Origin of the sequence: Streptomyces sp. NPDC005805 (assembly GCF_040630445.1) — a bacterium.
In the GTDB taxonomy this organism is placed as follows: Bacteria; Actinomycetota; Actinomycetes; order Streptomycetales; family Streptomycetaceae; genus Streptomyces.
The window spans coordinates 1-24,971 of sequence record NZ_JBEXXN010000081.1; the positions used below are offsets into that span (position 1 = coordinate 1).

A 24,971-nucleotide genomic window follows, 5' to 3' on the forward strand; every position below is an offset into this window, starting at 1 on the left:
CTGAAGGCGGGGCGCGCGAACCGGCGGTCACGCGGCCGGAGCCCGGGCGGTCCGGCCGGGCGTCGCGGCGCCGCCCGGGCGGAGCACGAGGCATCCGCACGGGACACGCGCTCGAACAGGCCGAGCGCGAAGCGCAACCCGGCGCTCCTACAGCCGGAGGTCCGCGGCGACGCGCGGGACGCGGGACGCGGGCCATCCCGCCCCAGGCGGCGCGCCAGGCCGACCGGGGCGTGGCCCGGCCCGGTGCGAAGGCGGGGCGCGCGAACCGGCGGTCACGCGGCCGGAGCCCGGGCGGTCCGGCCGGGCGTCGCGGCGCCGCCCGGGCGGAGCACGAGGCGCCCGTGCCGAACGCGGGCCCGGACGGGGCCGAGCGCGAAGCGGGGTCCGGCGCTCCTACAGCCGGAGGTCCGCGGCGGCGCGTGGGACGCGGCCTGGGCGAAGCCTGAGGGCGCAGCCGGCGGCCGGGGCAACGGGCACGACGGCCCCGACGCCCGGGCGGTCCGGCCGGATTCGCGGTGCCGCACGCGGGCCCGGACGGGGCGAGCGCCAAGCGCAGCCCGGCGCTCACACGGCCGGAGGTCCGCGGCCGGCCCGCGCGGGACGCGCGCCCGGCCGAGCGCAGCGCACGGCCGGGGTCCGCTCGGTGGCCCCGACGCCTGGGCGGCCCCGGGCGTCACGCACCCGGCCCCAGTGGTCACGGACCGGCGGCCGCCGTCGAGGACATGCCGTGGAGGCGGAGAGCGAGCTGGATCTCCAGGGAGCGGGCCGGGGACTGCCAGTCCGGGCCGAGGAGGCGGGCGATGCGTTCCAGACGCTGGGCCACGGTGTTGACGTGGACGTGCAGGTCGTCCTTGGTGCGGGCCGGGCTCATGCCGCTCTCGAAGTAGGCCGCCATGGTGCCCACCAGGTCCGTCCCTCGGCGCCGGTCGTAGTCGACGACCTCGCCGATGGTGCGCCGCACGAACCCGTCGATGTCGCCCGGGTCGGCCAGCAGGAGGCCGAGGAAGCCCAGGTCCTGCGCTGCCGCGCCCTGGCCCGTGCGGCCCAGCAGGCGCAGTGCGTCCAGGCAGCGCCGGGCCTGGGCGTACGCGGTGGAGACGGGCGCGGGGTCGGCGGCCGGGGAGGCGACCGGGTTGGAGGCTCCGACGGTGACCGGCTCGCGCAGGGTGCTGCCGAGCTGGCGGGCGGTTCTGCGGGCGAGTTCGGCCGGGGTGTCGCCGGGGGCGAGGGGCAGCAGGAGGACCGTCCCGCCGTCCCGTGACGCCGCGAGCCCGGAGCCCGTGGCGGCGAGATGGGAGGCGGCCGACCACAGGCGCTGCCGGTCCGCGCTCTCCCGCGCGGCGGCCCCCGCCCCCGCCGCCGAACGCGGACCCGGCGCGGGGGCGGGTTCGTCCGTGCGGGCCGCGAGGACCACATGCGGCACATCCAGGTCGGCCCGGAGCCGCGCCGCGCGCTCGCGCAGCAGCCTGGGGTCGCGGTCCGGTGAGTCGAGGAGGTCGTCGAGGAGTTCGCCCCGCACCCGCTGCTCGGCGTCGTGTGCCGAGCGCCTGGCGAGCAGCAGCAGCGAGGTGACCATGGCCGCCCGCTCCAGGGTGCGCTGGTCGACGGGGTCCAGCGTGCGGTGCCCGCGCAGCACGAGCGCGCCGAACACCTCCCCGCCCGCGGACACCTCGGCGATCCAGTCGTGGCGGATCCGCACCACATGCCCGTCGGCGATGTTGGTGCGGGGCACGTCCTCGGTGAACTCGACCGTCCCGCCGAGTACTTCGGAGAGCGCGGCGGCCACGTCGTCGACCCCGCCGCCGCGCAGGACCAGTTCGGTGAGCCGGTCGTGCACCTCGGAGGCGCGTTCGATGACTCCGCTGCGGTCCTGGATGATCGCGTTCGCGCGTTCCAGTTCGGCGAGGGCGGACCGGGTCTCGGCCAGCAGGTTCGCCGTCTCGATGGCCACGGCCGCGTGCGCGGCGAAGGACCCGAGGAGGGCGACCTGTTCGCGTTCGAAGACCCTGGCCCGGCGGTCGGCGGCGAAGAGCACGCCGATGACCTGGCTGCCCAGACTGAGGGGGACGCCGAGGATCGCGACGAGGCCCTCGTCCTTGACCGCCGCGTCGATGGGCCCGGTGTGCTCGAAGCGCTCGTCCTCGAAGTAGCTCGCGGTGACGTAGGGGCGCGCGGTCTGGGCCACCAGCCCGCCGAGCCCCTCGCCCATCCCGAGGCGCACCTGCTGGAAGCGGGCGGAGACCGAGCCCCCGGTGACCCGCATATAGGTGTCGCCGGCGACGGGGTCGTTGAGGCTGAGGTAGGCCACCTCGGTGCCCAGGAGGGAGCGGGCCCGCTGGACGATGGCCCGCAGCACGGCGTCGAGGTCGCGCAGGCCGGCGAGGTCGTGGGCGGTCTCGAAGAGCGCCGACAGCTCGGCCTCCCGGCGTCTGCGCCCCTCCAGCTCGGCCCGTACGCGCAGGGCGAGGTCCTTCGCGTGGTCGAGGGCGGCGAGCTCCTCGGCGCCGGCGCCCCGCGCACGGGCCAGCAGCGCGGGGTGGTCGTAGGACTCGGCCGGCGCGCCGCGGGCGAGGAGTTCCAGGTAGGAGGCTTGCTCGATGGACATGGGGACAGGATTACCGGTCGCCCCCGGCACCGCGCCAGCCCTGTGGATAACCTCCGGCCCGCCCGTCGCGCCGCTCCCGCCGTGCCCCTCCGGCGCCCCGGACGTCCCGCCGCCCGTCAGTGGGCCGTCCATCCGCCGTCGAGGGACACGGAGGTGCCGGTGATGAAGGACGCCGCCGGGGTGCAGAGGAAGAGCACGGTCTCCGCGACCTCCTCCGGTTCCACGAGGCGCTTGATCGCGGTGTCCTTGAGCAGGACCTCGGCCAGCACCCGCTCCTCGGGCAGCGCATGGGCGGCGGCCTGGTCGGCGAGCTGCTTCTCCACCAGTGGGGTGCGCACATAGCCGGGGTTCACACAGACCGAGGTGACCCCATGGGGCGCGCCTTCAAGCGCGGCGGTCTTGGAGAGTCCTTCGAGCCCATGTTTGGCGGCCACATAGGCGGACTTGAAGGGGGAGGCGCGCAGCCCGTGGACGGAGGAGATATTGACGATCCGGCCCCACCCCTGCGCGTACATGTGCGGCAGCGCGCCACGGATCAGCCGGAACGGCGCCTCCAGCATCACGGTGAGGACGGTGTGGAAGACCTCGGGCGGGAAGTCCTCGATGGGGCGGACCAGTTGCAGGCCCGCGTTGTTGACGAGGATGTCCGCCCCCCGGGCCGCCTCCTCGGCGGCCGTCAGGTCGGTGAGGTCGAGCTCGACCGGCTCGATGCTCCCGGCGAGCCCGTCCGCCTGCTTGACCAGGGCGGACAGTCCTTCGGCGTCCCGGTCGACGGCCCGTACGACGGCCCCGGCGGCGGCGAGCCGCAGGGCGCAGGCCCGGCCGATGCCACCTGCGGCGCCGGTGACCAGGGCGGTGCGGCCGGCGAGGTCGGCACGGACGGAGTGGTCCGGGGATCCTGATGTGGTGGGCGCGGTCATGTCCCGCACACTAGGCAGCGGTCAACAGCCGACACATATGGTCAGCGCCCATACTTCAGCGCTGATGAGTGGGTTGGAACCATGCCGGTCCCTCGGTCATGGCCTGCTTGATCCGGAAGTGGGCGAACTCCGCCAGCTCGGGCAGCGCGTCCACGGCGAACCAGCCCACCTCCAGGGACTCGTCGTCGTTGACGCGCGCCTCCCCGCCGACGGCCCGGCAGCGGAAGGTGATGTCCATGTACTGGCAGCGGTCGCCGTTGGGATAGGTCACGGGGTGGGGCAGCGCCTGCACCAGGACCACGCGGTCGGCGACGCAGCGCACCGCGGTCTCCTCGTACACCTCGCGCTCGGCCGTGAGCGCGGGCTCCTCCCCCGGTTCGCAGATGCCGCCGACGACCGACCAGAGACCGGTGTCCGCCCGGCGCCCGAGCAGCACCCGCCCCTCGCCGTCGAAGACGACGGCGCTGACGCCGGGCAGGTAGAGCAGTTGGTGCCCGGCGGTGGCGCGGATCTGTCGGATGAACTCAGGAGTGCCCATGCGGGGACCCTAACCGGCCGTTCCCCGCCCATGCGCCCGGACCGGGGCGCGTCCGGACCGGGACGCGTCCGGACCGGGCGCCGCCTACGCGGAGCCGGAGCCCGCGGCGGGCTCCGCGGACTCGGCCGACCCGGCCTGCCCGTCCGGCCCCACCGCGTTCGCCGCGCGACGCCGCCGCACCGCGCCCGCCGCCACCGCGCCCAGCGCACCCGCCGCGAGCAGCAGCAGCGCCACCTCGGGCAGCACCCCGAGCCGGGTCGCGGGCGTCAGCGACGAGCGCAGCGGCACCTCGGCGACCAGGGCGTCCGGGGTGAACATCGCCGTCTCCCGCACCACCCGCCCGTCCGGCATGATCACCGCGCTGACCCCGCTGGTGACGGGGACGACGACCGTGCGGCTGTGCTCCACGGCGCGCACCCGGGACATCGCGAGCTGCTGGTAGGTCATCTCGCTGCGCCCGAAGGTCGCGTTGTTGCTGGGCACGGAGATCAGCTGCGCGCCGTGCGTCACGGTGTCCCGGGCCGCGTCGTCGAACGCCGCCTCGTAGCAGGTCACCAGGCCCACGGGGGTGCCGGCGAGGTCGAAGACACCGACCTCGTCGCCCGGCCCGAAGTCGCGGCGGACCCGGTCCACGTCGGAGTTGAACAGGCGGACGAAGGACCGCATGGGGATGTACTCGCCGAACGGCTGCACATGGCGCTTGTCGTAGGTGTCCACCGGCCCGCGGCCCGGCTCCCACTCGATGAGCGTGTTCCGCAGCGGCCCCGTCTCGGGGGTCACGACGGCCCCGACGACGGTCGGCACGCCGATCGCGTCCACCGCGTCGTCGATCACCCGGCGCGCGTCGTCGTTGCGGTAGGGGTCGAGGTCGGAGGAGTTCTCGGGCCAGAGCACGAAGTCGGGCCTGGGCTCCCTGCCGGCGGCGACGTCCCGCGCGAGTTCCTCGGTGCGCGCCGCGTGGTTGTCGAGCACCGCGCGCCGCTGGGCGTTGAAGTCGAGGCCGAGCCGGGGCACGTTCCCCTGGATCGCGGCGACGGTGGCCGTCCCGGACTCGGCCGTGTCGTCCACGAGCGGACGCGCCACCAGCGCCCCGGCGAGCGGCACCAGCAGGGCCCCGAGCGCGACGGCGACGGCCGTGCGCGGGACCTGCCGGGTGCGCCGGTACGCGAGGCCCTGGCGGACGCACTCGTACAGGCCGAACCCGCACAGCGCCACGGCGAAGCCGAGCACGGGGGTGCCGCCGACGGCGGCGAGCGGCAGGAAGAGGCCGTCCGCCTGCCCGAAGGCGATCTTGCCCCAGGGGAAGCCCCCGAACGGCACCCGCGCGCGGGCCGCCTCCCCCGCGATCCACACGGCGGCGGCCCACACGGGCCAGCCGGGGAGCCGCGACACGGCGGCGATGCCGGTGCAGGCCAGGGCGACGAACAACGACTCGGCGAACGCGAGGGCCAGCCACGGGCCCGGTCCGACCTCCTCACCGGTCCACACCAGGAGCGGCAGCATGAAGCCGAGCCCGGCGAGCATGCCGAGGCCCAGCCCGACGCGGAGCCGCCGCCCGCGCAGGGCCCAGCCGAGCAGCGCGAACGCGGGGACCGCGAGCCACCACAGCGGCCGGGGCGGGAAGCTCACGAACAGCAGCACCCCGGCGAGGCCGGCCGCGGCGGGCAGCAGCAGCCGGCGGGCCGACGCGCGCCCGCGCGAGGCGGGTGCGGGAGCGGGCTGCGGGGGGTCGACGGGGGTGATGGTGGCACTCACCTGCCGGAGTCTACGGCCGGGGCCTGTGGGCCCGGCAGGGCGGCCGGGCCTTACCGGGCCGAGGTCCGGCCCGGCGGCGAACCGGTCAACGGCGGTCCGCGTCCGGTCCGAGCCGGTCCAAGCCGGTCCAAGCCGGTCCAAGCCGGTCCGGCGTCAGGTCGGGCTGACGGAACCGGGCCGCATGCCCCGGATCCGCTCACGGATCACGCGGACCGCGAACTCCGCGTCGTCCACGGTGACGGTGAAGGACTTTCCGTCACTGAGAGCGACCACCAGGGCCTCGCCCCGGCGGACCACCACGGCGGTGCCCTTCTCCGGGCGCCAGCGGCAGCCCCAGCCACCCCACTGGTGCGGGGTCACCTTCGGGTCGAAGTCGGCGCCCACCACCTGGTCGAGCGGAATCCTCCGGCGCGGCAGCCCCATGTGGCCGCACCGCACCTCGACCGCCTCACGGTCCACCCTCACCTCGACGTGGACGAAGGCCAGCGTCCCGTAGAGCATCATCAGACCTGCGGCGACGCAGCCGATGACCGCCATGGCGAGGGCGGCGACACCGGTGGTCCAGTTGCCGTCGACGGCCAGCTTGACGCCGAGCGCCAGACAGGCGGCGCCCGCCCCCGCGAGCACCCACTGCATGCGGTTCGTCGCACGGCCGGTCCACACCTCGGGGACAGGCTGCATAGGGTTGGGCCCCATGTGCCGGAAGTGGTGCCTCATGCTCTGGAGGGTACCCAGGAACGCCCCGCGGAGCACCGCCCGGACGTGACGGAACGTAGTTTCCGGAGGGCGTGGCGGTCCGACCGTCCGGCATCGGAGCGACCCGAGCGACGGCGGCAGGCCGGCGCTCCCCGGAGCGCCCTGGCGAGCTTCCTCAGCCCGCCGGGGCCGTCACCGCGCCCAGCCCGCGCCCTTCCGCGTAGCGCAGGGCGGCGGGGGGCAGGGCGCCCGGCCGGCCGCCCAGCAGGACGGTGAGGCGGCCCGTCGGTGCCGCGTCCGGCGCCGCCGCGATGCCGCCGCGACGCAGTGCCTGCGCGGCGACGGCCTCGGCGGAGCCGTGGAAGAGGGGCCCGGGCCCGGCGGGGCTGACGGCCGCGCGGATGCGCTCGGCGACGAGTTCGTAGTGGGTGCAGCCGAGGACGAGAGCGGTCACGTCCGGCGGGGTGAGGGCGGCGGCCGCGGCGACGGCTCGGTCGATGGCCTGCTCGTCGGCGTGCTCGACGGCGTCGGCGAGTCCGGGGCAGGGCACCTCGGCGACCCCGACCCCCTGGGCGAAGTCGGCGATCAGGCCCCGCTGGTAGGGGCTGCCGGTGGTGGCGGGCGTCGCCCAGATCGCGACGGGGCCGCCGCCGGCCGCGGCGGGCTTGATCGCGGGGACGGTGCCGACGACGGGGATCCCCGGCTCCAGCTCCGCCCGCAGCGCGGGCAGGGCGTGGACGGTGGCGGTGTTGCAGGCGACGATCAGGGCGTCCGGCCGGTGGGCCGCGGCGGCGCGCGCCACGGCGAGCGCCCGCTGGGTCAGGTCCTGCGGAGTGCGGGGGCCCCAGGGCATGCCCTCGGGGTCCGAGGAGAGCAGGAGATCCGCGTCCGGCCGCAGCCGACGTACCGCGGCGGCCGCCGCGAGCAGCCCGATTCCGGAGTCCATGAGCGCGATCTTCACCCGGTCACCATAGTCGACGGGCCGCTCCGGGCCGCCGCCGTGGGGCAGACTGCCGCGCATGAGCGCCCTCGCGTGGACCGCCGCCGGATCGCTGGCCGCCTGGTGCTGGCTGCTGCTCTGCCAGGGCTTCTTCTGGCGCACGGACCAGCGGCTGCCGCCCCGCCGGCGCGATCCGGAGCACTGGCCGGCCGTCGTCGTGGTGGTGCCCGCGCGGGACGAGGCCGAGGTGCTGCCGCTGAGCCTGCCGTCGCTGCTGGGCCAGGAGTACCCGGGGCGGGCGGAGGTGGTCCTCGTCGACGACAACAGCACGGACGGCACCGCCGCCGAGGCGCGTGCGATCGCCGCGCGGTGCGGCGGGCTGCCGCTGACGGTCACCACACCGGGCGAGCCGGAGCCCGGGTGGACGGGCAAGCTGTGGGCACTGCGGCACGGGATGGCCCTGGCGGAGGAGCGGGGGCCGGAGTTCCTGCTGCTGACGGACGCGGACATCGCCCACGACCCGGACAGCCTGCGCGAACTGGTGGCATCCGCGGTGTGTGGCGCGGCGGGGCGCGCGGGGCACATGTCGGCTCCGCACCTGTCCGGTGCGCACATGTCGACCGAGCACATGTCCGGTGCACCCATGTCGGACGCGCACATGTCGGACGCGCCCACGTCGAGCGCCTCCATGTCGGCTCCGCACACGTCGAGCGGGCCCGTGTCGGACGCGCACATGTCCGGCGTACCCATGTCGGACGCCCACGTGTCGGACGCGTCCACCGACCCGTCCGGCCCCGGTGCCGCCCCCGGCGACCCCGACCCCGGCTCCGGTGCCGTCACCGGCACCGGCACCACCCCCGTCGGCACCCCCGGCTTCGACGCCGTGTCCCTGATGGCGCGCCTGCGCGTGGCCGGCGGCTGGGAGCGCCTGGTGATCCCGGCGTTCGTCTACTTCTTCGCGCAGCTCTACCCGTTCCGCCGGGTGAACAGCCCGGCCTCGCGCACCGCGGCGGCCGCGGGCGGCTGCGTCCTCCTGCGGACCGACGCGGCCCGCAGGGCCGGCGTCCCCGCGTCGATCCGGCAGGCGGTGATCGACGACGTGACCCTGGCCCGGGCGGTGAGCGACACGGGCGGCAGGATCTGGCTCGGCCTCGCGGACCGGGTGCACAGTGTGCGCCCGTACCCCCGGCTGCGGGACCTGTGGCGGATGGTGTCGCGGAGCGCGTACACCCAGCTCCGCCACAGTCCGGTGCTGCTCGCCGGGACGGTCGCGGGGCTGCTGCTCGTCTATGTGGTGCCGCCCGTCGCGCTGGTCGCCGGGCTGGTGTCGGGTGACGCGGCGGCCGCCTGGGCCGGCGGGCTCGCCTGGGCGGTGATGTCCGGGACGTTTCTGCCCGTGCTGCGCTACTACGGGCTGTCCCCGCTCACCGCGCCCGCGCTGCCGTTCACGGCCGTGCTCTATCTGCTGATGACGGTCGACTCGGCGATCCGCCACCACCGGGGCCGGGGCGCGGCCTGGAAGGGGCGGACGTACGCCCGTCCCGAGGCGGCGCCCGGGCGCCGGTAGCGCACACACCCGGCACGGGGCGCCCGAGGCCGCGCGGACCCCGGGCGCCCCGGTCCGGTCACTTGCGTCCGGGGGTCCAGTTCATGCCCCACCCGTAGGCGTAGTCGATGGTGCGCTGCGGGCTGACGCCGCGCTCGGGGACCAGGAACCGGGCCTCGCGCTGGACGACGAGGTCGGAGCCGGTGTTGGTGATGAGCGCGAGGGCGCAGACCGTGGACGGGACCGTGCACTCGCCGAGCGAGAAGTCGATCGCCGCACCGTGCTGGGGCTGGAGCGTCACCGTCGCGTCGAGGTCGGCGAAGCTGCGCGCCCCCTCGTAGATGGTCACGAAGATCAGCACGCGTCGCAGGGCGGCGGTGTGGTCGAGGTTGACGGTGAGGTTCTCACCGGAGGTGCCGCCGGTGCGGTCGTCGCCGTCGAGGTGGATGAACGGCGGCTGGTGCAGGGCGCCGAAGGCGTTGCCGAGCGCCTGGACGACTCCCTTGCGTCCGTCGGTCAGTTCGTACAGGGCGCACAGGTCGAGGTCCAGGTCGCCGTGGACGGCGATGGCCCTGCCGAGCTTGGCTCCCCAGCCCTTGAACTGCTTGCGCACCTGCCAGCTCAGATTGACGCGCAGCGCGCCCGAGGTGCCGCCCTGCTTCACCAGGGAGACGGACGGGGCCTCCTTCGTCAGGGTGACCTTGGAGAGCCGGACCGGCGCGGCGGGCGCGGGAGGCGCCGGCGGGGCGGCCGGAGCCGGGGGCGGGGTGTACGCCGCGGGGGCGGGCGGCGGCGCGACGGCCGGAGCGGGCGCGGCCGGTGCGGGCGGGGCGGCCTGCTGGGGCTCGTCGACGGTGATGCCGAAGTCGGTGGCGAGGCCCTCCAGTCCGGTGCCGTAACCCTGTCCGACCGCGCGGAACTTCCACGCGCCCTGCCGGCGGTAGAGCTCACCGAGGACGAACGCGGTCTCCACACCGGCGTCCTGGCTGTCGTAGCGGGCGAGTTCCGCGCCGGTGGTCGCGTCGAGCAGGCGCACGTAGAGGCCGGGCACCTGCCCGAAGGTGCCGCCGTCGGCGGAGGCGGCGAGCACGATGCGCTCGATGGGGCCCTCCACCCGGTCGAGGTCCACGGCCACGGTGTCGGTGGCGGGACCCTTGCCCTCGTGGCGCACGGCGCCGGAGGCGTGCGAGGGCTGGTTGTAGAAGACGAAGTCCGCGTCGGAGCGCACCTTGCCGTCGGCCAGGAGGAGCGCCGAGGCGTCGATGTCCGGAACGCCCGGCCCCTGGGTCCACCCCGTCTCGACGCGGACCCGCTGGGTCCCCACCGGGATGTTGCCGCCCTTAGACATCTGCATGATCGCCCCCGTTCCGGCGCCGGGCGCCCGGAAGTTCGTGTGTTGTCAGCCTGTTTCGCATACGTCCCCCTCGGCGGGCCCGACCCATCGGTAACCCTCTCTCAGCTTGCCCTTTACACGATCATCGACCGCTGGGGCGGCCGTTTTCACCGGATTCGCTCGTATTGGGTATCCGTGGTTACTCAGCGCTGCCGAAACAACCCTCTTATCGGGCTCCCCAACCAGCACATCGTGGGCTTAACTTATGTGCCATGACCTCCCCCCGCGCCACCTATGGCGGCGGTTACTACTCCGCGCCGTCGTTTCCCGACACCCCGATCTACGACTCCCTGGTCGCGGAGCGGGGCACGCCTCAGATCGCCCCGATCCGAGTGCCCGCCGCCTACGACACCGGCAACAGCTACCTGCCGGCGCTCCCCGCGGCCCTGCCCGCCCTCCCGGCGGCATCCTCCCCGTCCACCCCCTCCTACGGCTACGGCTATCCGCAGCAGATGCCGCAGCCCGTCCCGCTGCAGCAGGCGCCCGCGCCGTACATCCCGCAGCAGGCGAGCGCGCCCCGCGGCTACCAGGGCGCGCCCTACCAGAGCCCGCAGCCGCCCCGTCCGGCGCCCGCCGGTTACGAGGCCATGCGGCCCGCGGCCCGGCCCGCGCCGGCCCCGTACGAGGATCCGTACAACCGCCCTTACCAGGGCCGGGGGTACTGAGCCCACCGCGTCCGGCACACGGCGTCCGGCCACGGCCGCGCGTACGCGCCGGGTGATCCGAGACAGGTGCTCCGGGTTTCTGACCGCCCGGAACACCACATGTGCCGAGAGCCCATGGGCCGAGGCCACACAGCGTCAACACACAGGAACCAGGCACCACTCACGGGCCCGGCCCATGGCACCGACGGATGCGCGCGCAGCGGCGCGGGGGAACGCATCGTCGGCGCCGTGGGACGGGCCGTGTGCCGTGCCCGGGGAGCGAATCGGCGCGCACCGGGAACCAGGTGTCGGTCCCGGTGCGTTGAGACAGGCGTCGAACACCGCGGCGGCGGGTACGACCGCGGCAGGAACGGGCCCCGCGCCGAGCGGGCGGGCGCCCGGCCCGGGGGATGTCACAGCGGTGGCGCCGGCTCCCCCGTGCCCCTGCCGGTCCGCCTGCTGCCGCGCCGGGGTCGTCGCGGAGGCAGAAGGGGGGTGACCGCCGCCGTGCGTACCGTCGTTGGCGTCTGGCGCTGGCGCCGCAACCCGCTGTGCCGTGCCACGGATCTCGGCGAGGCGTGGCTCGCGCTGGCCGCCGTGGTGCTCCTGCTCGTCGCCGTGCCCGTCGTGGGCTGGATCGGCGCCTCCTCCACGGACGAAGCGCTGCACCGTGCGGTCCGCTTCCAGCACCAGCGTTCCCATCCGACGACGGCGACGGTCCTCGGCCCCCGGGACGCCGGTCTGCTGCCGACCGCCCACCGGGACCACGACCCGGACACGGGCGCGGCCGAGGAGCGCCGCCGGGCCGTCGCCGCGTCCTGGACCGGTCCGGACGGACGCGTCCACTCCGGCACCCTGTTCGTCGCCGTGCGCACCCCGCGCGCGGGCGACACCTTCCCGGTGTGGACGGACCGGGAGGGCCGAATAGTGCCCCGCCCCATGGAGTTCACCAGCATCCGCGCCCACGCCGTGCTCGCGGGGATCGGCGCCGCCGTGGCCACCGCCCTCCTGGTGGAATGCGTCCGGCGGCTGGTCCTCCGGCACTTGATACGGCGCCGGTTCGCGGACCTGGACCGGGCCTGGGCCGCCGTCGGGCCCGACTGGGGGCGCGCGGGCGCCGGGAGCTGACCTGCCACATCCCGTCAACTCCGGCCCGCCGCGCGCGCTACGGTGGTGCCACCCCGCCGCCGGCGGACGCGCGGCCGGCGCGCTCGGTGTCCGGTGCCGTCCGGGCGGCGTGGCGCGGGCTGACGCACGGATCACGAGGTGGGGGCAGAGCAGCACGATGGCACAGGGCACGGTCCAGGTGACGCACACCGGCACATCGAGGTGGCGCCGCCGCACGGGCGAGTACCCCTCCCTCGCCGCCGCCCTGGAGGCCGCCGGCGACGGCGACGTCCTCACCGTGGCGCCCGGCACCTACCGGGAGAACCTGGTGCTGCGGCGCGCGGTCACCCTGCGCGGGGCGGACGGCGCGGCCGGCTCGGTGCGCATCGCCCCGGCGGACGGGGTGCCGCTCACCGTCCGGGCGTCGGCGACCGTGCGGGACCTGCTCGTCGAGGGGCAGGACGCGGCTGCGCCCGCCCTGCTGGTCGAGGACGGCACCCCCGAGCTGGTCGATGTGCGGATCGTGACGCGTTCGGCCGCCGGTCTGGAGGTCCGCGGCGCCGCCCGCCCCACCGTGCGCCGCTGCACCGTCGACAACCCGGCGGGCGTCGGCATCGCCGTACTGGACGGCGCGGGCGGGGTGTTCGAGGAGTGCGAGGTGGTGTCGGCGGGCCAGTCCGGGGTGTCGGTGCGCGCGGGGGCGCATCCGCGGCTGGAGCGCTGCCGGGTCCACCACGCCTCCGGCGCGGGGCTGGCGGTGACCGGCGAGGGCAGCGGGCTGGAGGCCATCGGCTGCGAGGTGTACGAGATCAAGGGCGTCGGCGTGCAGGTCACCTCCCGTGCCGCCGCCCATGTGACGGACTCCCGGGTGCACCGCACCTCCTCCGACGGCGTCACCCTGGACACCGACGCCGTGCTCACCCTCTCGGACTGCGACATCCACGACATCCCGGAGAACGCGGTCGATCTGCGTTCCCGTTCCGTGCTGACGCTCACCCGGTCCACCGTGCGCCGCTTCGGCCGCAACGGCCTCTCCGTGTGGGACCCGGGCACCCGGGTGGACGCCAACCGGTGCGAGATCCACGACAGCACCGGCGACTACCCGGCCGTCTGGGTCAGCGACGGCGCGACCGCGGTGCTCGACTCCTGCCGCGTCCACGACGTGCCGGACGCCCTGTTCGTCCTGGACCGCGGCTCGCGGGCGGACGTCGTCGACAGCGACATCTCCCAGGTGCGCAACACGGCCGTGTCGGTGAGCGACGGCGCGACCGCGCAGCTCGACGACTGCCGGGTGCGCGAGGTGTCCACGGGCGCCTGGTTCCGCGACCACGGCAGCGGCGGCACCCTCAACGGCTGCACGATCGACGGCGCGCAGACCGGGGTGATCGTCACCAAGGGCGCCGATCCGCTGATCGAGCGCTGCATGGTCACCTCCCCCGCCGAGGCCGGGTTCTATGTCTCCGCCGAGGGCCGGGGCACCTTCCGCGGCTGCCGGGTGACGGGCAGCGGCGGCTACGGCTTCCATGTGATGGACGGCTGCCGCACCCTGCTGAGCCGCTGCCGCACCGAGCGGTGCGCGCGCGGGGGCTACGAGTTCGGGGAGGACGACGGCCCGGTCGTCGAGGAGTGCACCAGCGACGAGAGCGGCACGGTGCGCTCCGGCGCCGAGCGGGCGGCGACCGCGGCGCCCGGCACCCCCGCGCCCGCGCCCGGCGCGACCACCGGACTACTCTCCGCCGTCCCGGCACAGGTCCCGGCCCCCGCCCCGGCCGCGCCCGCCGCGCCCCCGGCGGCGCGGGCGGCCGCGCCGGGCGAGGCGCGCAGCTCGGACGACGTCCTCGGCGAACTCGACGCCCTGGTGGGCCTGGACAGCGTCAAACGCGAGGTGCGGACACTGACGAACATGATCGAGGTGGGCCGGCGGCGGCAGGAGGCCGGGCTCAAGGCGGCCTCGGTCCGCCGCCATCTGGTCTTCACCGGCTCCCCCGGCACGGGCAAGACCACGGTCGCCCGCCTCTACGGCGAGATCCTGGCCTCCCTCGGTGTGCTGGAGCGGGGGCATCTGGTGGAGGTGTCCCGGGTCGACCTGGTCGGCGAGCACATCGGCTCGACCGCGATCCGCACCCAGGAGGCGTTCGAACGGGCCCGTGGGGGCGTCCTGTTCATCGACGAGGCGTACGCCCTCTCCCCCGAGGACTCCGGCCGGGACTTCGGCAAGGAGGCCATCGACACCCTGGTGAAGCTGATGGAGGACCACCGGGACGCGGTCGTGGTGATCGTCGCCGGGTACACGGCCGAGATGCGGCGCTTCCTGAACGTCAACCCCGGTGTGGCGTCCCGGTTCTCGCGCACCATCACCTTCCAGGACTACGAGCCCGAGGAGCTGCTCCGGATCGTGGTGCAGCAGGCGGAGGAGCACGAGTACCGGCTCGCACCCGGCGCGGACGAGGCGCTGCTGAAGTACTTCGGCGCGCTGCCCAAGGGCCCCGCCTTCGGCAACGGCCGTACGGCACGGGGGACTTTCGAGTCCATGGTGGAACGGCACGCGGTCCGCGTCGCCGGGCTGACCGAGGCCAGCACCGACGACCTGACCCTGCTCTACACGGAGGACCTGCCCGAACTGCCCTGACCGCGCGGGCCGTCCGCCGCTCCCGGCGGCGCGTCCGCCGGTGACGGCTTGGCCGGCGGTGCCTTCACCGGTGGCGCCTGGGTCGGCGGTGCCTCGGCCGGTGCGCCGGCCTGGCGCGGTACGGCGGGCGCGAGCCGGGCCAGCAGATGCGCGCGTTCCTCGGCGAACGCGGGGTCCGCCTGGTAGTCGGAGTGCCCGAGGATCGGCTCGGGCAGCGGATGGCGGGCGTCCCGCCCGTAGACCAGCGGGTCCCGCAGCGCCTCCCGGTCCACCTCGGGTCCGTCGCTCCCGTGCTCCGCGGTCCCCGGCAGCACCGGTCCGCCGATCGGGTCGGTGGGCCGCCACAGGTTCCGCCAGCAGTCGATGTCGTCGCGCAGCCCGTGCAGCGCGGCCGGGCCGAAGTAGGCGGGGAACCAGCGCCCGTAGAGGCGCTCCAGGGGTGAGCCGTACGTCAGCAGGGCCACCCGGCGGCGGGTCGCGGCGGGCAGCTGCCAGACCGCGGCGGCCGCGAGGACGCTGCCCTGCGAGTGGCCGGAGATGACGAGCCGTCCGCCGGTGCGCGCCGTCCAGGTGCACATCCGCCAGGTCAGATCCGGTACGGCGCGCTCCGCGTAGCAGGGCGGCGCGAACGGGTGGGCGGCGCGCGGCCAGAAGGTGCCCACGTCCCAGAGGATGCCGATGGTGCGGCGGGCGGAGGCGTCCCGGTAGGCGCGGCGGCCCAGGGCGACGAACAGTATGAAGCCGAAGCCCACCATCCAGGAGCCGAGCGCCTGCGCGGTGTCCGCCGCGGACTCCGGCAGCGGCCCGGAGCCCGCGAAGGCGCGCCCCGGCACCTCGCCGGTCAGCCAGGCCCCGGCGACCGCCCCGACGCCCAGGAGGAGGGTCGCCGCCGAGACGACGCCGACGACCGGCGGGGCGAGGTCGGTGAGCCGGGCCCGGGCGCGGGTGTGGGCGATACGGCGGGTGCGCGTCCCGTCGGGCCGGACGGCGCCGTACTCGCGCTCCACGACCGCTTCGAGCCGCCGTCCGGTGCGCCAGGTCCGCATGGCGAGGCAGAGCGCGGGCACCAGCAGGACCACGAGGAGGACGGGGATGACCGACGCCTGCCAGCTCAGCAGGACCGGCGGCCCGGGAATCGTGCCGCCCTCGCCCATACCGGGCGTGCCGGGGCCGTCGAGCCAGTCGGCGACGCGCTGGGCGACGCCGCCGGTCATCACGCCCCCGAGGGCACAGGCCAGCATGGCGACGGCCGGGCCGCCGAGGCCGTTCAGGACCGCGCGCGGGTGCCGGGCCCGCCGGTGCAGACGCAGGGCCGCGGCGGCGAGTGCGACCACCAGCGCGCCCTGGACCAGGACGATCACCCGGAAGACGGCGTCGCCCGGGAGGGTCCCGGCCGACTCCCAGCCGGGGCGCGACCAGGCCGCGTGGACGAGGGCCAGGGCGAGCAGGACGAGGGCGGCGCCGGGGAGTTGGCGCACGGCGGCGCGGTCGAGGCGGGCGTCGATACGCCGCTCGCTGCGGCCACGGCGCAGGACCACCCGGAGAACGGCGCAGCCGGCGACGACGATCGCGACCCCGATCAGGGCGCCGACCACCGCGAGCGCGGTGCCGTCGGCCGAGCGGTCGTAACGGGCGGCGGCTCCGGTGACGGCCGCGGCGACGGTCAGGAACCCGGCGGCGGTGTGCGCGGCGCGCAACCGGGCGACATGCCGCCGGCCGTACCAGAACCCGGGCCGCCCGAGGGCGTGCCGGCCGCCCGGGGGCCGGTCGGGGCCTGGCCCGGTGCCCCGGACCGGGACGGGGACCGTGCCCGTCCGCCCGCACACGGGGCACGGGGCCCCGTCGCCGCCGGGTGCAGTGGCCTCCGCCTGTTCGGCGGGGGTCGCGATGGGCCCGGGGGCGTCCTCCGCGCGTCCCGCGGCGCCCGCTGTCCGTCCGGCGGGGCCCTCCGGGTGCCCCACGGCGAACGCCGCCGGTCCGGCTGGGGTCGCCGCGGACCCGGCAGGACCCTCCGCTCGGGGAGCGGTGTCCCTGATGGGGTCGCCGGGAAGGCGCACGCGCCCGGCCCGGTCGGCCGCGGACCCGGCGGGCTGGCCCGTGCACCCCGCCCAGTCGGCCGCGGACCCGGCCTCGTGCCCAGCGGGAAGGTCCACACTCCCAGCGCCCGCGTCCGCACGCCCTGCGGCGTCCCCGACGGCCCCGGCGGCGGGCTCCGCGCCGGGCGCGGCGTCCTCCGCGCGTCCCGCGGCGCCCGCTGTCCGTCCGGCGGGGCCCCCGGTGGGTCCGGGGGCCCCCTCGGCACGCCCGGCGGTGTCCCCGACGGGGCCGCCGGGAAGGTCCACGTGCCCGGTCCGCCTGGGCGCGGGCCCAATGGGGGCGCCCGCCCGGCCCGTACCGTCCCCCACACGCCCAGCGGGAAGATCCGCGTGCCCAGCCGGGTCGGCCGCGTGCCCAGCCGGGTCGGCCGCGTGCCCAGCCGGGTCGGCCGCGTGCCCAGCGGCAAGGTCGGCGCGCCCCTCCAAGTCATCCGCGTCCCCCGCCCGGCCGTCCGGGCGCCTGCCCGCGCGCCCGGCGGGCGCATCCGCACGGCCGGCCCGCCCCGTGCCGGGCCCGGCGGGCGCGGCCGGCCGCGCGCCCGGCGGCTCGCAGCACGGCGCCCCCGTGCCCGTGGACGGCGGGCGCTGCGACTCGTACGCGCTCCAGGTGCGGTTGGACAGGTACCACAGCAGCCCGACGAGGGCGGCGGGGACGAGCGCCGCGAGGGCGAGGCGGCGGCCGGGCTGGGACCACCAGCCGCCGCGCTCGGGCGAGACGAAGCCCAGCCAGGCCCGCTCCCCGCCGCACGCGGCGGACCCCGCGCACTGCCAGGCCAGCAGGTCGAGGGCGACCTCGCAGGCCGCGGCCGTGAGCAGCACCGTGAGGCTGAGGGCGATCAGGCGCACCAGCGCGCCGTACAGCCGGGTGGTGCGCCTGCTGCCCCGCGCCCTCGGACGCATCCAGTGCGCCAGGTTGGCGACCATGAACGGCAGCAGGAGCAGCCACACCGCGCGCGCCCCGTTGCCCGAGGTGAGGTTGGACCAGCAGTACGCCTCCGGAATCGGGCGGTCCGCGTACCGCTCGGGGCGGTCCTCGGCGTCGGCGTCGTCGGTGCGCCGGAAGACGGCGGCCTTGCCGTCGCCCGTGACACGGACCGTGCGCGGGTCGCCGAGCATCTCCTGCGGGCTGGCGCCGCCGACACCGTGGACGAGCAGTTCCAGCGCGGGCCCCTGCCCGTGCCCCGCCGGCCGCACGGCGCGGGCCGACCGCGGAACAGCCGGGTCCGGGGGTGCCGGATTCGCGGAGGACACTGGGCGACTCGCTCTCTCTCGGACCGCGGGACGGACGCACGGCAACAGACGTACGGCGACTCGGCCGCCCCACGGAATCTCCCCCTCTGGGCCTCGCCCCGAACCCTCCGCGGGGGACGCGTGCGAGGATGAGACACCCTGTCAGGGGACGCGGTGCGGCACGGCACGGCGTGGACACGGAAAGGACCGGCCGGGCGGTGAGCGACCACCAGAACCTGCTCGCGGAACAGCGGCGCGCCCTCATCCTCGACGAGGTCCGGCGGCGCGGCGGGGTCCGAGTCAAGGAACTCACCCGCAAACTCAACGTCTCCGACATGACGGTCCGCCGCGATCTCGACGCCCTGGCGCGGACCGGGCTGGTGGAGAAGGTGCACGGCGGCGCGGTGCCGGTCGTGGAGGCGAGCACGCACGAGCCCGGGTTCGAGGCGAAGTCGGCGCTGGAGCCCACCGCCAAGGAGGACATCGCGCGGGCCGCCGCCCGGTTCGCCGTGCCGGGCAGCGCGATCGCCCTGTCCGGCGGCACCACCACCTACGCCCTGGCGCACCAGCTGCTCGACGTCCCGGATCTGACCGTGGTGACCAACTCGGTACGCGTGGCGGACGTGTTCCACACCGCGCAGCAGACGGGCGGCGCGGGCGGGCGCCGGCCGGGCGCGGCGACGGTCGTGCTGACGGGCGGGATGCGCACCCCGTCGGACGCCCTGGTCGGCCCGGTCGCGGACCAGGCGATCCGCACGCTCCACTTCGACATGCTCTTCATCGGCGTGCACGGCATCTCGGTGGAGGCGGGGCTCTCCACACCGAACCTGGCCGAGGCGGAGACCAACCGCCGCTTCGTCGGGGCCGCGCGCCGGGTGGTCGTGGTGGCGGACCACACCAAGTGGGGCACGGTGGGCCTGAGTTCGTTCGCCCGGCTGGCGGACGTGGACGCGCTGGTCACGGACTCCGGCCTGTCGCCCGAGGCGCGTGCGGAGATCGGTGAGCATCTGCCGTCCCTGGTGGTCGCGGGGGAGGACGGCGGCGGACTCCCGGCCGGCCCGGAGTCCGGCGGTGACGGGCGCGGGAAGGGCTGAGCGGTGACGGTGTTCCGCATCGGCCGCAGGACGGGCCTGGAGCCCGGCGAGTGCTGGCGCCGGGTGACCGACTGGGAGGCGCACGCGGCCGGGGTGCCGTTCACCCGTGTGACGGTGGTGACGGAGGGGCCGGCGGGCGTGGGCACGGTGTTCGTGGCGCGCAGCGGGGCGGAGGCGTTCGGGTTCGACGACCCGATGGAGATCGTGCGCTGGGACCCCCCGGCGGGCGGCGGCCCTGGGGTGTGCCGGCTGGAGAAGCGGGGGCGCGCGGTCACGGGGTGGGCCGAGATCGAGGTGCGTCCGGTGCCGGGCGGCGGCTCGGTGGTCCTGTGGGTGGAGGAGCTGAGCGTCCGGGGTGTGCCCGCGCTGCTGGATCCGCTGGTCACGCGGGTGGGCAGGGTGGTGTTCGGCCGCGCTCTGGACGGTCTGCTATCCGGGCGCCGCTGAGCCCCCGGTGGGCGTCGGACCGGTGGGCCGGTGTGACCGTGCGACGAATCGCTCGTTTGACGTAGGGATCAGCGCGCGTGTGCCCGCGTGCGATGTCCGACCGTCCGGAGGGCCCTCCCGATGCCGAGCCAGCACGACCCGTCCCGCGCAGCCGAGGGCGGCACCATCCGGATCGGCGCGGCGGATGCCGAAACCGTCGTCGTCGAGCACTACGTCCGGCTCGTCCGGCTCGCCTATCTGACCCTCCCTCCGACGCTCGGGCGGCACCGGAGGGTCCTTGCGGCCCACTCCCTGGTGCAGCGGGCCCTGCCCGCACGCCGGACCGCTGCCGCGTCCGGATCCGGCACCGCGTCCGCCCGGCGCGGCGCGGAGGGGCCCGCGTACCGGTGGGTGCGGCAGCGGGTGCTGCGGGCCGCGCTCCGCCGTGAGCGGCGGCCCGGCCGGTGGCCCGCGCGCGCACTCTCCCCCGCGGCTCTGCGGCCGTCGCTGCCCGTGGTGCTGGGGCTGCGGCTCTTCCCCAGCGCCGGGGGCGCCGATGAACTCGCCCTGGACCGGGCCCTGTCCGCGCTGCCCGGTCCGGCCCGGGCGGCGGTCGCCCTGCGGGTGCTGGAAGGGCTGGAGCCGGCCGAGGTGCTGGCGGTGCTGTCGGCCGCCCGGGTCGCGGACCCGCAGGACGCCGTCCGGGCGGCCGGGCGACTGCGGACCGTCGGCGCGGCGAGCGTCGAATCCCTGCTGACCTCGGCCGAGTTCGACCCCAGCCGGGTGCAGACGCGGCCGACCGACCTGCTGCGGCGGCGGCACGCGGGGCGGCTCGCCGCCGCGGTCACCGCGACGGCCGCCGTGACGGCCGTCCTGGCCACCCTCGCCTCCGGGACCGGTGGCCACGGGTCCGCGCCGGCCGCCGGTCCCCCGGGCCCGGGGCTCGCGGCGCGGGCGACGGAGCCGGCGGCCCTGCGGGCTGCGGAGTCCGAACGGTGGGCCGACTCCTCGCGCGTCGACTTCTCGGTCTGGCCCGCCCGCGGCGACCGCACCGAGGACTCCGCGCTGCTGGGCCGGGCACTGCGCGCGCTCGCCGGCGGGACCGACGCCCGGGTGTCCGCCACCTCCGGCACCTCCACCGCGCCCGCCGCCGAACCGCCCCAACTCCTGTACGCGGGCGAGGTGGACGGTGTCGCCGTGGTGCTGCTGCACGACGGGCGGCGCCTGGTGCGCTACGCCGAACCGGTCGCAGGCGGCGGCCGTCCCGTGCTCGATCTGGCCCGCACCGACGACGCCGACGTGACGACGGCCGCGGCCGTGGTCATCAGCCGTTCGGAGACCGGCGCCCGGTATCTGCTCGCGCCGTGGATCGCCGAGTCCACCACTCGGGACCTGCTGCGTCCGGACATCCCCGCCCGGGCCGTGGCGGTCCGGGGCGGGATCACCGCCGAGGTGCCCCGGCCGCGCGGCGGGCAGGGCTGTACGAGCTGGCCGGCGCTCCAACTGCGTTCCTCCGAACGGATCGTGGAGAAGCACTCCTTCCTGGTGACCGACCTGGGGGACCTGGCGCCGGTGCATCTGACCTGGACGCCGCCGCCGAGCGCCGGGCACCCGCCGAGGCAGCCGCGCGAGGCGACGGGCGCGCCGGGGCTGGCGAGCTGGGCGCGCAGTGCCTGCCTGCTGCCGTCGCTGCGGGGCACGGGGGTGCGGTCGGTCAACAACTGGGTGTTCGCCGAGCAGTCGCTGCCGGACGGCGGCGGCCGGGCCTCGTGGGTGTGCACCCGGGCGGAGACCTGGCGGGGGCCGGGCCGGGTGCTGGTGCAGCTCCAGGAGCCGGGCGGACGGCGATCGGGTACGGACCCGGTGCTGGCCGAGGCCGGGGACACGGCGGCGTGCAGCCGGTTCGGGCAGCACGTCCTGGCGGGCGCCACCTGGCGCTCCCCGCGCGGCAACTGGTTCGTGCTGGCCGCCGGGAGCCGCGCCGTGACGGGCATCCGCAGCACGGGCGACGTCACGGCGGACGCCGACGGCCGCACCCTCGCGGCCCGAGCCGAGGCCGGCGACCGGCCGCGTCTGGTGGGCCGGCTCCGGGACGGCGGCGAACTCGCGCCGCTGGGCTGACCGGACGGGTCTCGCCGTCCCCGGCCCGGCCTCGGGGCGGGCCGGGTCCAAGCACGGCCCGGTCCCACGCGCCGGGCCGCCGGTCATGGGCTCCCACGGCCGGGACAGGCCGGGCCCGCGCCGCTAGGGTGTCGGTCCGCCGCCCTTCGCCGCCCCCCTGGAGGTACGGACCATGGCCCGTCAACTGCGCCCGGTCGAGCTGGAATTCGTGGACGAGGCACCGGTCCGGCTGGTGTTCGCCGCGACGCTGTCGGCCCGGCCGAGTGCCGTGTACACCGCACTCGCCGAGGACACCGCGGACTGGCCCCGGTGGTTCACGGCCGTGACCGCAGCGCGGTCCACGGACGGGGGCGCGGGACGCGAGGTCCGGCTCAAGGGCGGGACGGTCTTCACCGAGAGCGTCCTCGTCCGCGAGCCCGTCCGGCGCTACACGTACCGCGTCGAGCAGACCAACGCCCCCGGTCTGCGCGCCCTGGTGGAGGAGTGGACCATCACGGCCACGCCGGCCGGGTCGCGGGTGCGGTGGACCTTCGCCGCGGACGGGCCCGCTCCGCTGCGCGCCGCCCTGCGCCTCGGCCGGGTCGGCCTGGGGCGGGCGTTCCGGGAGGCGATGCGCAACCTCGACCGGCGGCTGGCCGCCCCGGGCACATGAGCGCGCGACAGTGGACTCCGGCGGGGCCTCTCAGCAGGGCCAGCGGGCCGTCCTGAGGAAGGTGTCGATCGCCTCGGCGTAGGGGCGGATGTCCAGGCCCTGGCCGGCGAGCCACTCGTCCGAGTAGTACTTGTCGAGGTAGCGGTCGCCGGGGTCGCAGATGAGCGTGACCACACTGCCCCGTTCCCCGCGCTCCACCATCTCGGCGACGATCTTCAGCGCGCTCCACAGGCCGGTGCCGGTCGATCCGCCGGCCTTGCGTCCGATGGCCTGTTCCAGGGCGCGCACGGCGGCGACGCTCGCCGCGTCCGGGACCTTCATCATCCGGTCGATGGCGCCGGGCACGAAGCTCGGCTCCATCCGGGGGCGGCCGATGCCCTCGATACGGGAGCCGCAGTCGCTGCTCGCGTACGGGTCGTGGTGCGTCCAGCCCTCGAAGAAGCAGGAGTTCTCCGGGTCGGGGACGCAGACGCGGGTGTCGTGCTGCATGTAGTGCACATAGCGGGCGATGGTGGCCGAGGTGCCGCCGGTGCCCGCCGTGGCGACGATCCACGCGGGCTCGGGGTACCGCTCCAGCCGGAGCTGCTGGTAGATCGACTCCGCGATGTTGTTGTTGCCGCGCCAGTCGGTGGCCCGCTCCGCGTAGGTGAACTGGTCCATGTAGTGGCCGCCGGTGCGTTCGGCGAGCGTCGCGGACTCCTCGTACATCTTGCGCGAGTCGTCGACGAAGTGGCAGCGGCCGCCGTGGAACTCGATCAGCCGGATCTTCTCCGGGCTCGTGGTGCGCGGCATCACGGCGACGAAGGGGACGCCGATGAGCTTGGCGAAGTACGCCTCCGAGACGGCCGTGGAGCCGCTGGACGCCTCGATGACCGGCTTTCCGGGCCGGATCCAGCCGTTGCAGAGTCCGTAGAGGAAGAGGGAGCGGGCGAGCCGGTGCTTGAGGCTGCCGGTGGGGTGGGTCGACTCGTCCTTGAGGTAGAGGTCGATGCCCCATTCGTCGGGGAGGGGGAAGCGGAGGAGATGGGTGTCGGCGGACCGGTTGGCGTCCGCCTGGACCTTGCGGACGGCTTCTTTCAGCCACGCCCGGTAGACGTCGTCGCTCCGGTCGACGTCGACGGTCGCCGCCGGGGCGGCCGCGGCGGGGGCGGAGCCGTCCATCACCCGTCCGGCGGATACCTCCGCCGTCCCGGACGCCTCGGGCGTCCCGGTCGGCGGTTCGTGCTGCGTCCCGGCGTCCACGGGCTTCCCACTCGTGTTCATCTGTGCCGTTCCTCGTCCTGTCCACCACCGGCCCCATTGCGGGTACCTGTGTCCACAGTAAGCCCCTCACCTGGGCAAATGTTCACTTTGGGGTTCCATAGGGAAGGCTTGTGGCCGACCGGCGCCCCGCGTACTGGTGCGCGGGGCGGCAAGTGTGCAGACTTGCCGGAGACATCGTGCGAAGGGGGCGGGACATGGCGACCGCGGAGCCGGACTTCAGTGCCACGGGTGTGCGCATCGAGCGCTGGCCGAGGTCGCTGACCAGGGCCGGCCAGGTGCTCATCAAGGACGGCCGGCTGAAGCTCATGACCAGTTACGGGCGGGTCATCGACAGCGCGCCGGTGCGCGGGGTGTCGGCGGGCCGGCCCTGGTTCGCCGGTGAGGACAGCACGGTGGCGACGGTGAACGGCAAGCGGTACCGGCTCACCATGGGGCAGCGCGGGCGGCGCCCGGACGCCAAGGTGCTCGCGGGCCGGTTCCTCGACGCCGTGCGCGGTGCGGGCGGCCAGGACGGCGCCGAGCGGAAGTGAGAACGGGCTCGGTCCGGCCGCGAGTTGCGGCCCCCCGGGCGAGGGTCCACGCTGGTTCCACATCACCCAGGGTTCACCGGCGGTCACGCTGAGATCCAGCCCCGCCGGTTCGTTCAGCAGGCGGCCGACTGCTGGATCTTGTGTCTCGTCTTCTTCCGGACTATTTCGGGGAGTCGCAGCCGTGATCAGCCAGCCCAGCAGGCACTGCACGGTGGAGCTCCAGGCCCTGCCGTCGCGGATCGGTCAGGTCCGCAGAATCATTTCGGCGCAACTGCGCTACTGGCATCTCGATCCTCTGATCGATCCGGCAGCGCTCGGCGTCACCGAGTTGCTGACCAATGTGCACCGGCACGCTCAGCCGGACAAACGGTGCACCGTGGACGTCGAGTTGCTGCTCGACCGCCTCACGGTCTCCGTCCACGACCACGATCCGCGTCTGCCGACCGTGTACGACGCGGACTCCACCTCGACCCATGGACGCGGTCTCGCGCTGATCGCCGCCTTCAGCGAGAGCTGGGGGGTACGGCCGCGCGGGGACGCCGGGAAGGTCGTCTGGTTCACGCTTCCCGCGTCGACCACGGCGTCCGCGCTGCCGGAGTATCCGGCCGTCTACGGTGCGACGACGACGGGTCCGTTCGCGGATCTGCCGAAGGTCGTCATCGAGAGCACGGCGGGCGCCCGGTCGCCCGTGGCGGGCTGACGCCCACCGCGTCCCGCCGCATTCCTGTGCCGCCGGTGCCGGGGGGGGGGGTAACGCTCCCGCCCCCCCGGCCCCTCGTGTGGGTG

At 75.8% G+C, this 24,971-nt stretch carries 19 protein-coding genes; 10 read left to right on the forward strand and 9 right to left on the reverse strand.

Annotated features, from left to right (window positions below; all coding sequences use genetic code 11):
* Positions 1 to 694: 694 nt before the first annotated feature.
* The 6 genes from ABZ457_RS28965 to ABZ457_RS28990 form a co-directional block, all read right to left on the reverse strand.
* Positions 695 to 2,605: a GAF domain-containing protein gene (locus ABZ457_RS28965; RefSeq protein ID WP_359163474.1), complete on the reverse strand. Its 1,911-nt coding sequence runs from the start codon at positions 2,603 to 2,605 to the stop codon at positions 695 to 697.
* A 116-nt stretch (positions 2,606 to 2,721) separates the two neighbouring features.
* Entirely contained in the window at positions 2,722 to 3,525 is an 804-nt protein-coding gene (locus ABZ457_RS28970) for a 3-hydroxybutyrate dehydrogenase (protein ID WP_359163477.1), read from the reverse strand.
* Positions 3,526 to 3,580: 55 nt separating this feature from the next.
* Positions 3,581 to 4,063, reverse strand: coding sequence for an NUDIX domain-containing protein (locus ABZ457_RS28975; protein ID WP_359163480.1), 483 nt, complete (start codon positions 4,061 to 4,063; stop codon positions 3,581 to 3,583).
* 84 nt (positions 4,064 to 4,147) lie between these two features.
* Entirely contained in the window at positions 4,148 to 5,818 is a 1,671-nt protein-coding gene (lnt, locus tag ABZ457_RS28980) for an apolipoprotein N-acyltransferase (RefSeq protein WP_359163483.1), read from the reverse strand.
* Between the two features lie 153 nt (positions 5,819 to 5,971).
* A complete protein-coding gene (locus ABZ457_RS28985; RefSeq protein ID WP_359163486.1) occupies positions 5,972 to 6,535 on the reverse strand; it encodes a hypothetical protein in 564 nt (187 codons plus the stop codon).
* Positions 6,536 to 6,689: 154 nt separating this feature from the next.
* Complete coding sequence (locus ABZ457_RS28990) at positions 6,690 to 7,535, reverse strand: aspartate/glutamate racemase family protein (RefSeq protein ID WP_359163489.1); 846 nt, start codon at positions 7,533 to 7,535, stop codon at positions 6,690 to 6,692.
* Here ABZ457_RS28990 and ABZ457_RS28995 point away from each other — a divergent pair.
* Positions 7,534 to 9,021, forward strand: coding sequence for a glycosyltransferase (locus ABZ457_RS28995; protein WP_359163492.1), 1,488 nt, complete (start codon positions 7,534 to 7,536; stop codon positions 9,019 to 9,021). The two genes, ABZ457_RS28990 and ABZ457_RS28995, sit on opposite strands and share 2 nt — an antisense overlap.
* 58 nt (positions 9,022 to 9,079) lie before the next feature.
* Here the strand turns inward: ABZ457_RS28995 and ABZ457_RS29000 are convergent, their stop codons facing one another.
* A complete protein-coding gene (locus tag ABZ457_RS29000; RefSeq protein WP_359163495.1) occupies positions 9,080 to 10,354 on the reverse strand; it encodes a TerD family protein in 1,275 nt (424 codons plus the stop codon).
* Between the two features lie 251 nt (positions 10,355 to 10,605).
* On the opposite strand from ABZ457_RS29000, the gene ABZ457_RS29005 reads away from it, so the two are divergent.
* The 3 genes from ABZ457_RS29005 to ABZ457_RS29015 all read left to right on the forward strand — a co-directional run bounded on the left by ABZ457_RS29005 (position 10,606) and on the right by ABZ457_RS29015 (position 14,773).
* Positions 10,606 to 11,058 carry a DUF6643 family protein gene (locus ABZ457_RS29005; RefSeq protein ID WP_359163498.1) on the forward strand — a complete coding sequence of 151 codons (453 nt, stop codon included), beginning with the start codon at positions 10,606 to 10,608 and terminating at the stop codon, positions 11,056 to 11,058.
* Between the two features lie 486 nt (positions 11,059 to 11,544).
* Positions 11,545 to 12,165: a hypothetical protein gene (locus ABZ457_RS29010; protein WP_359163501.1), complete on the forward strand. Its 621-nt coding sequence runs from the start codon at positions 11,545 to 11,547 to the stop codon at positions 12,163 to 12,165.
* A gap of 157 nt (positions 12,166 to 12,322) precedes the next feature.
* The gene (locus ABZ457_RS29015; protein WP_359163504.1) at positions 12,323 to 14,773 is read left to right on the forward strand and encodes a right-handed parallel beta-helix repeat-containing protein; all 2,451 of its coding nucleotides are present in this window, start codon (positions 12,323 to 12,325) and stop codon (positions 14,771 to 14,773) included.
* On the opposite strand, the gene ABZ457_RS29020 is transcribed toward ABZ457_RS29015, so the two are convergent.
* Entirely contained in the window at positions 14,743 to 17,985 is a 3,243-nt protein-coding gene (locus tag ABZ457_RS29020) for a hypothetical protein (protein WP_359163526.1), read from the reverse strand. The two genes, ABZ457_RS29015 and ABZ457_RS29020, sit on opposite strands and share 31 nt — an antisense overlap.
* 332 nt (positions 17,986 to 18,317) lie before the next feature.
* Here ABZ457_RS29020 and ABZ457_RS29025 point away from each other — a divergent pair, with 332 nt between their 5' ends.
* The 4 genes from ABZ457_RS29025 (at position 18,318) to ABZ457_RS29040 (ending at position 22,392) form a co-directional block, all read left to right on the forward strand.
* Positions 18,318 to 19,193, forward strand: coding sequence for a DeoR/GlpR family DNA-binding transcription regulator (locus ABZ457_RS29025; RefSeq protein WP_359163507.1), 876 nt, complete (start codon positions 18,318 to 18,320; stop codon positions 19,191 to 19,193).
* Positions 19,194 to 19,196: 3 nt separating this feature from the next.
* A complete protein-coding gene (locus tag ABZ457_RS29030; RefSeq protein ID WP_359163511.1) occupies positions 19,197 to 19,640 on the forward strand; it encodes an SRPBCC family protein in 444 nt (147 codons plus the stop codon).
* Between the two features lie 120 nt (positions 19,641 to 19,760).
* Positions 19,761 to 21,740 (forward strand): hypothetical protein, encoded by a 1,980-nt coding sequence (locus ABZ457_RS29035; RefSeq protein WP_359163514.1) that lies wholly within the window; start codon positions 19,761 to 19,763, stop codon positions 21,738 to 21,740.
* A gap of 172 nt (positions 21,741 to 21,912) precedes the next feature.
* Entirely contained in the window at positions 21,913 to 22,392 is a 480-nt protein-coding gene (locus tag ABZ457_RS29040; RefSeq protein ID WP_359163517.1) for an SRPBCC family protein, read from the forward strand.
* Positions 22,393 to 22,422: 30 nt separating this feature from the next.
* Here ABZ457_RS29040 and ABZ457_RS29045 read toward each other — a convergent pair whose 3' ends face one another.
* Positions 22,423 to 23,553: a PLP-dependent cysteine synthase family protein gene (locus tag ABZ457_RS29045; protein ID WP_359163529.1), complete on the reverse strand. Its 1,131-nt coding sequence runs from the start codon at positions 23,551 to 23,553 to the stop codon at positions 22,423 to 22,425.
* 296 nt (positions 23,554 to 23,849) lie between these two features.
* Here ABZ457_RS29045 and ABZ457_RS29050 point away from each other — a divergent pair, with 296 nt between their 5' ends.
* Together ABZ457_RS29050 and ABZ457_RS29055 are read left to right on the forward strand one after the other, a co-directional pair.
* Positions 23,850 to 24,185 (forward strand): hypothetical protein, encoded by a 336-nt coding sequence (locus tag ABZ457_RS29050; protein ID WP_359163520.1) that lies wholly within the window; start codon positions 23,850 to 23,852, stop codon positions 24,183 to 24,185.
* A 181-nt stretch (positions 24,186 to 24,366) separates the two neighbouring features.
* Complete coding sequence (locus ABZ457_RS29055) at positions 24,367 to 24,885, forward strand: ATP-binding protein (protein ID WP_359163523.1); 519 nt, start codon at positions 24,367 to 24,369, stop codon at positions 24,883 to 24,885.
* Positions 24,886 to 24,971: the final 86 nt, after the last annotated feature.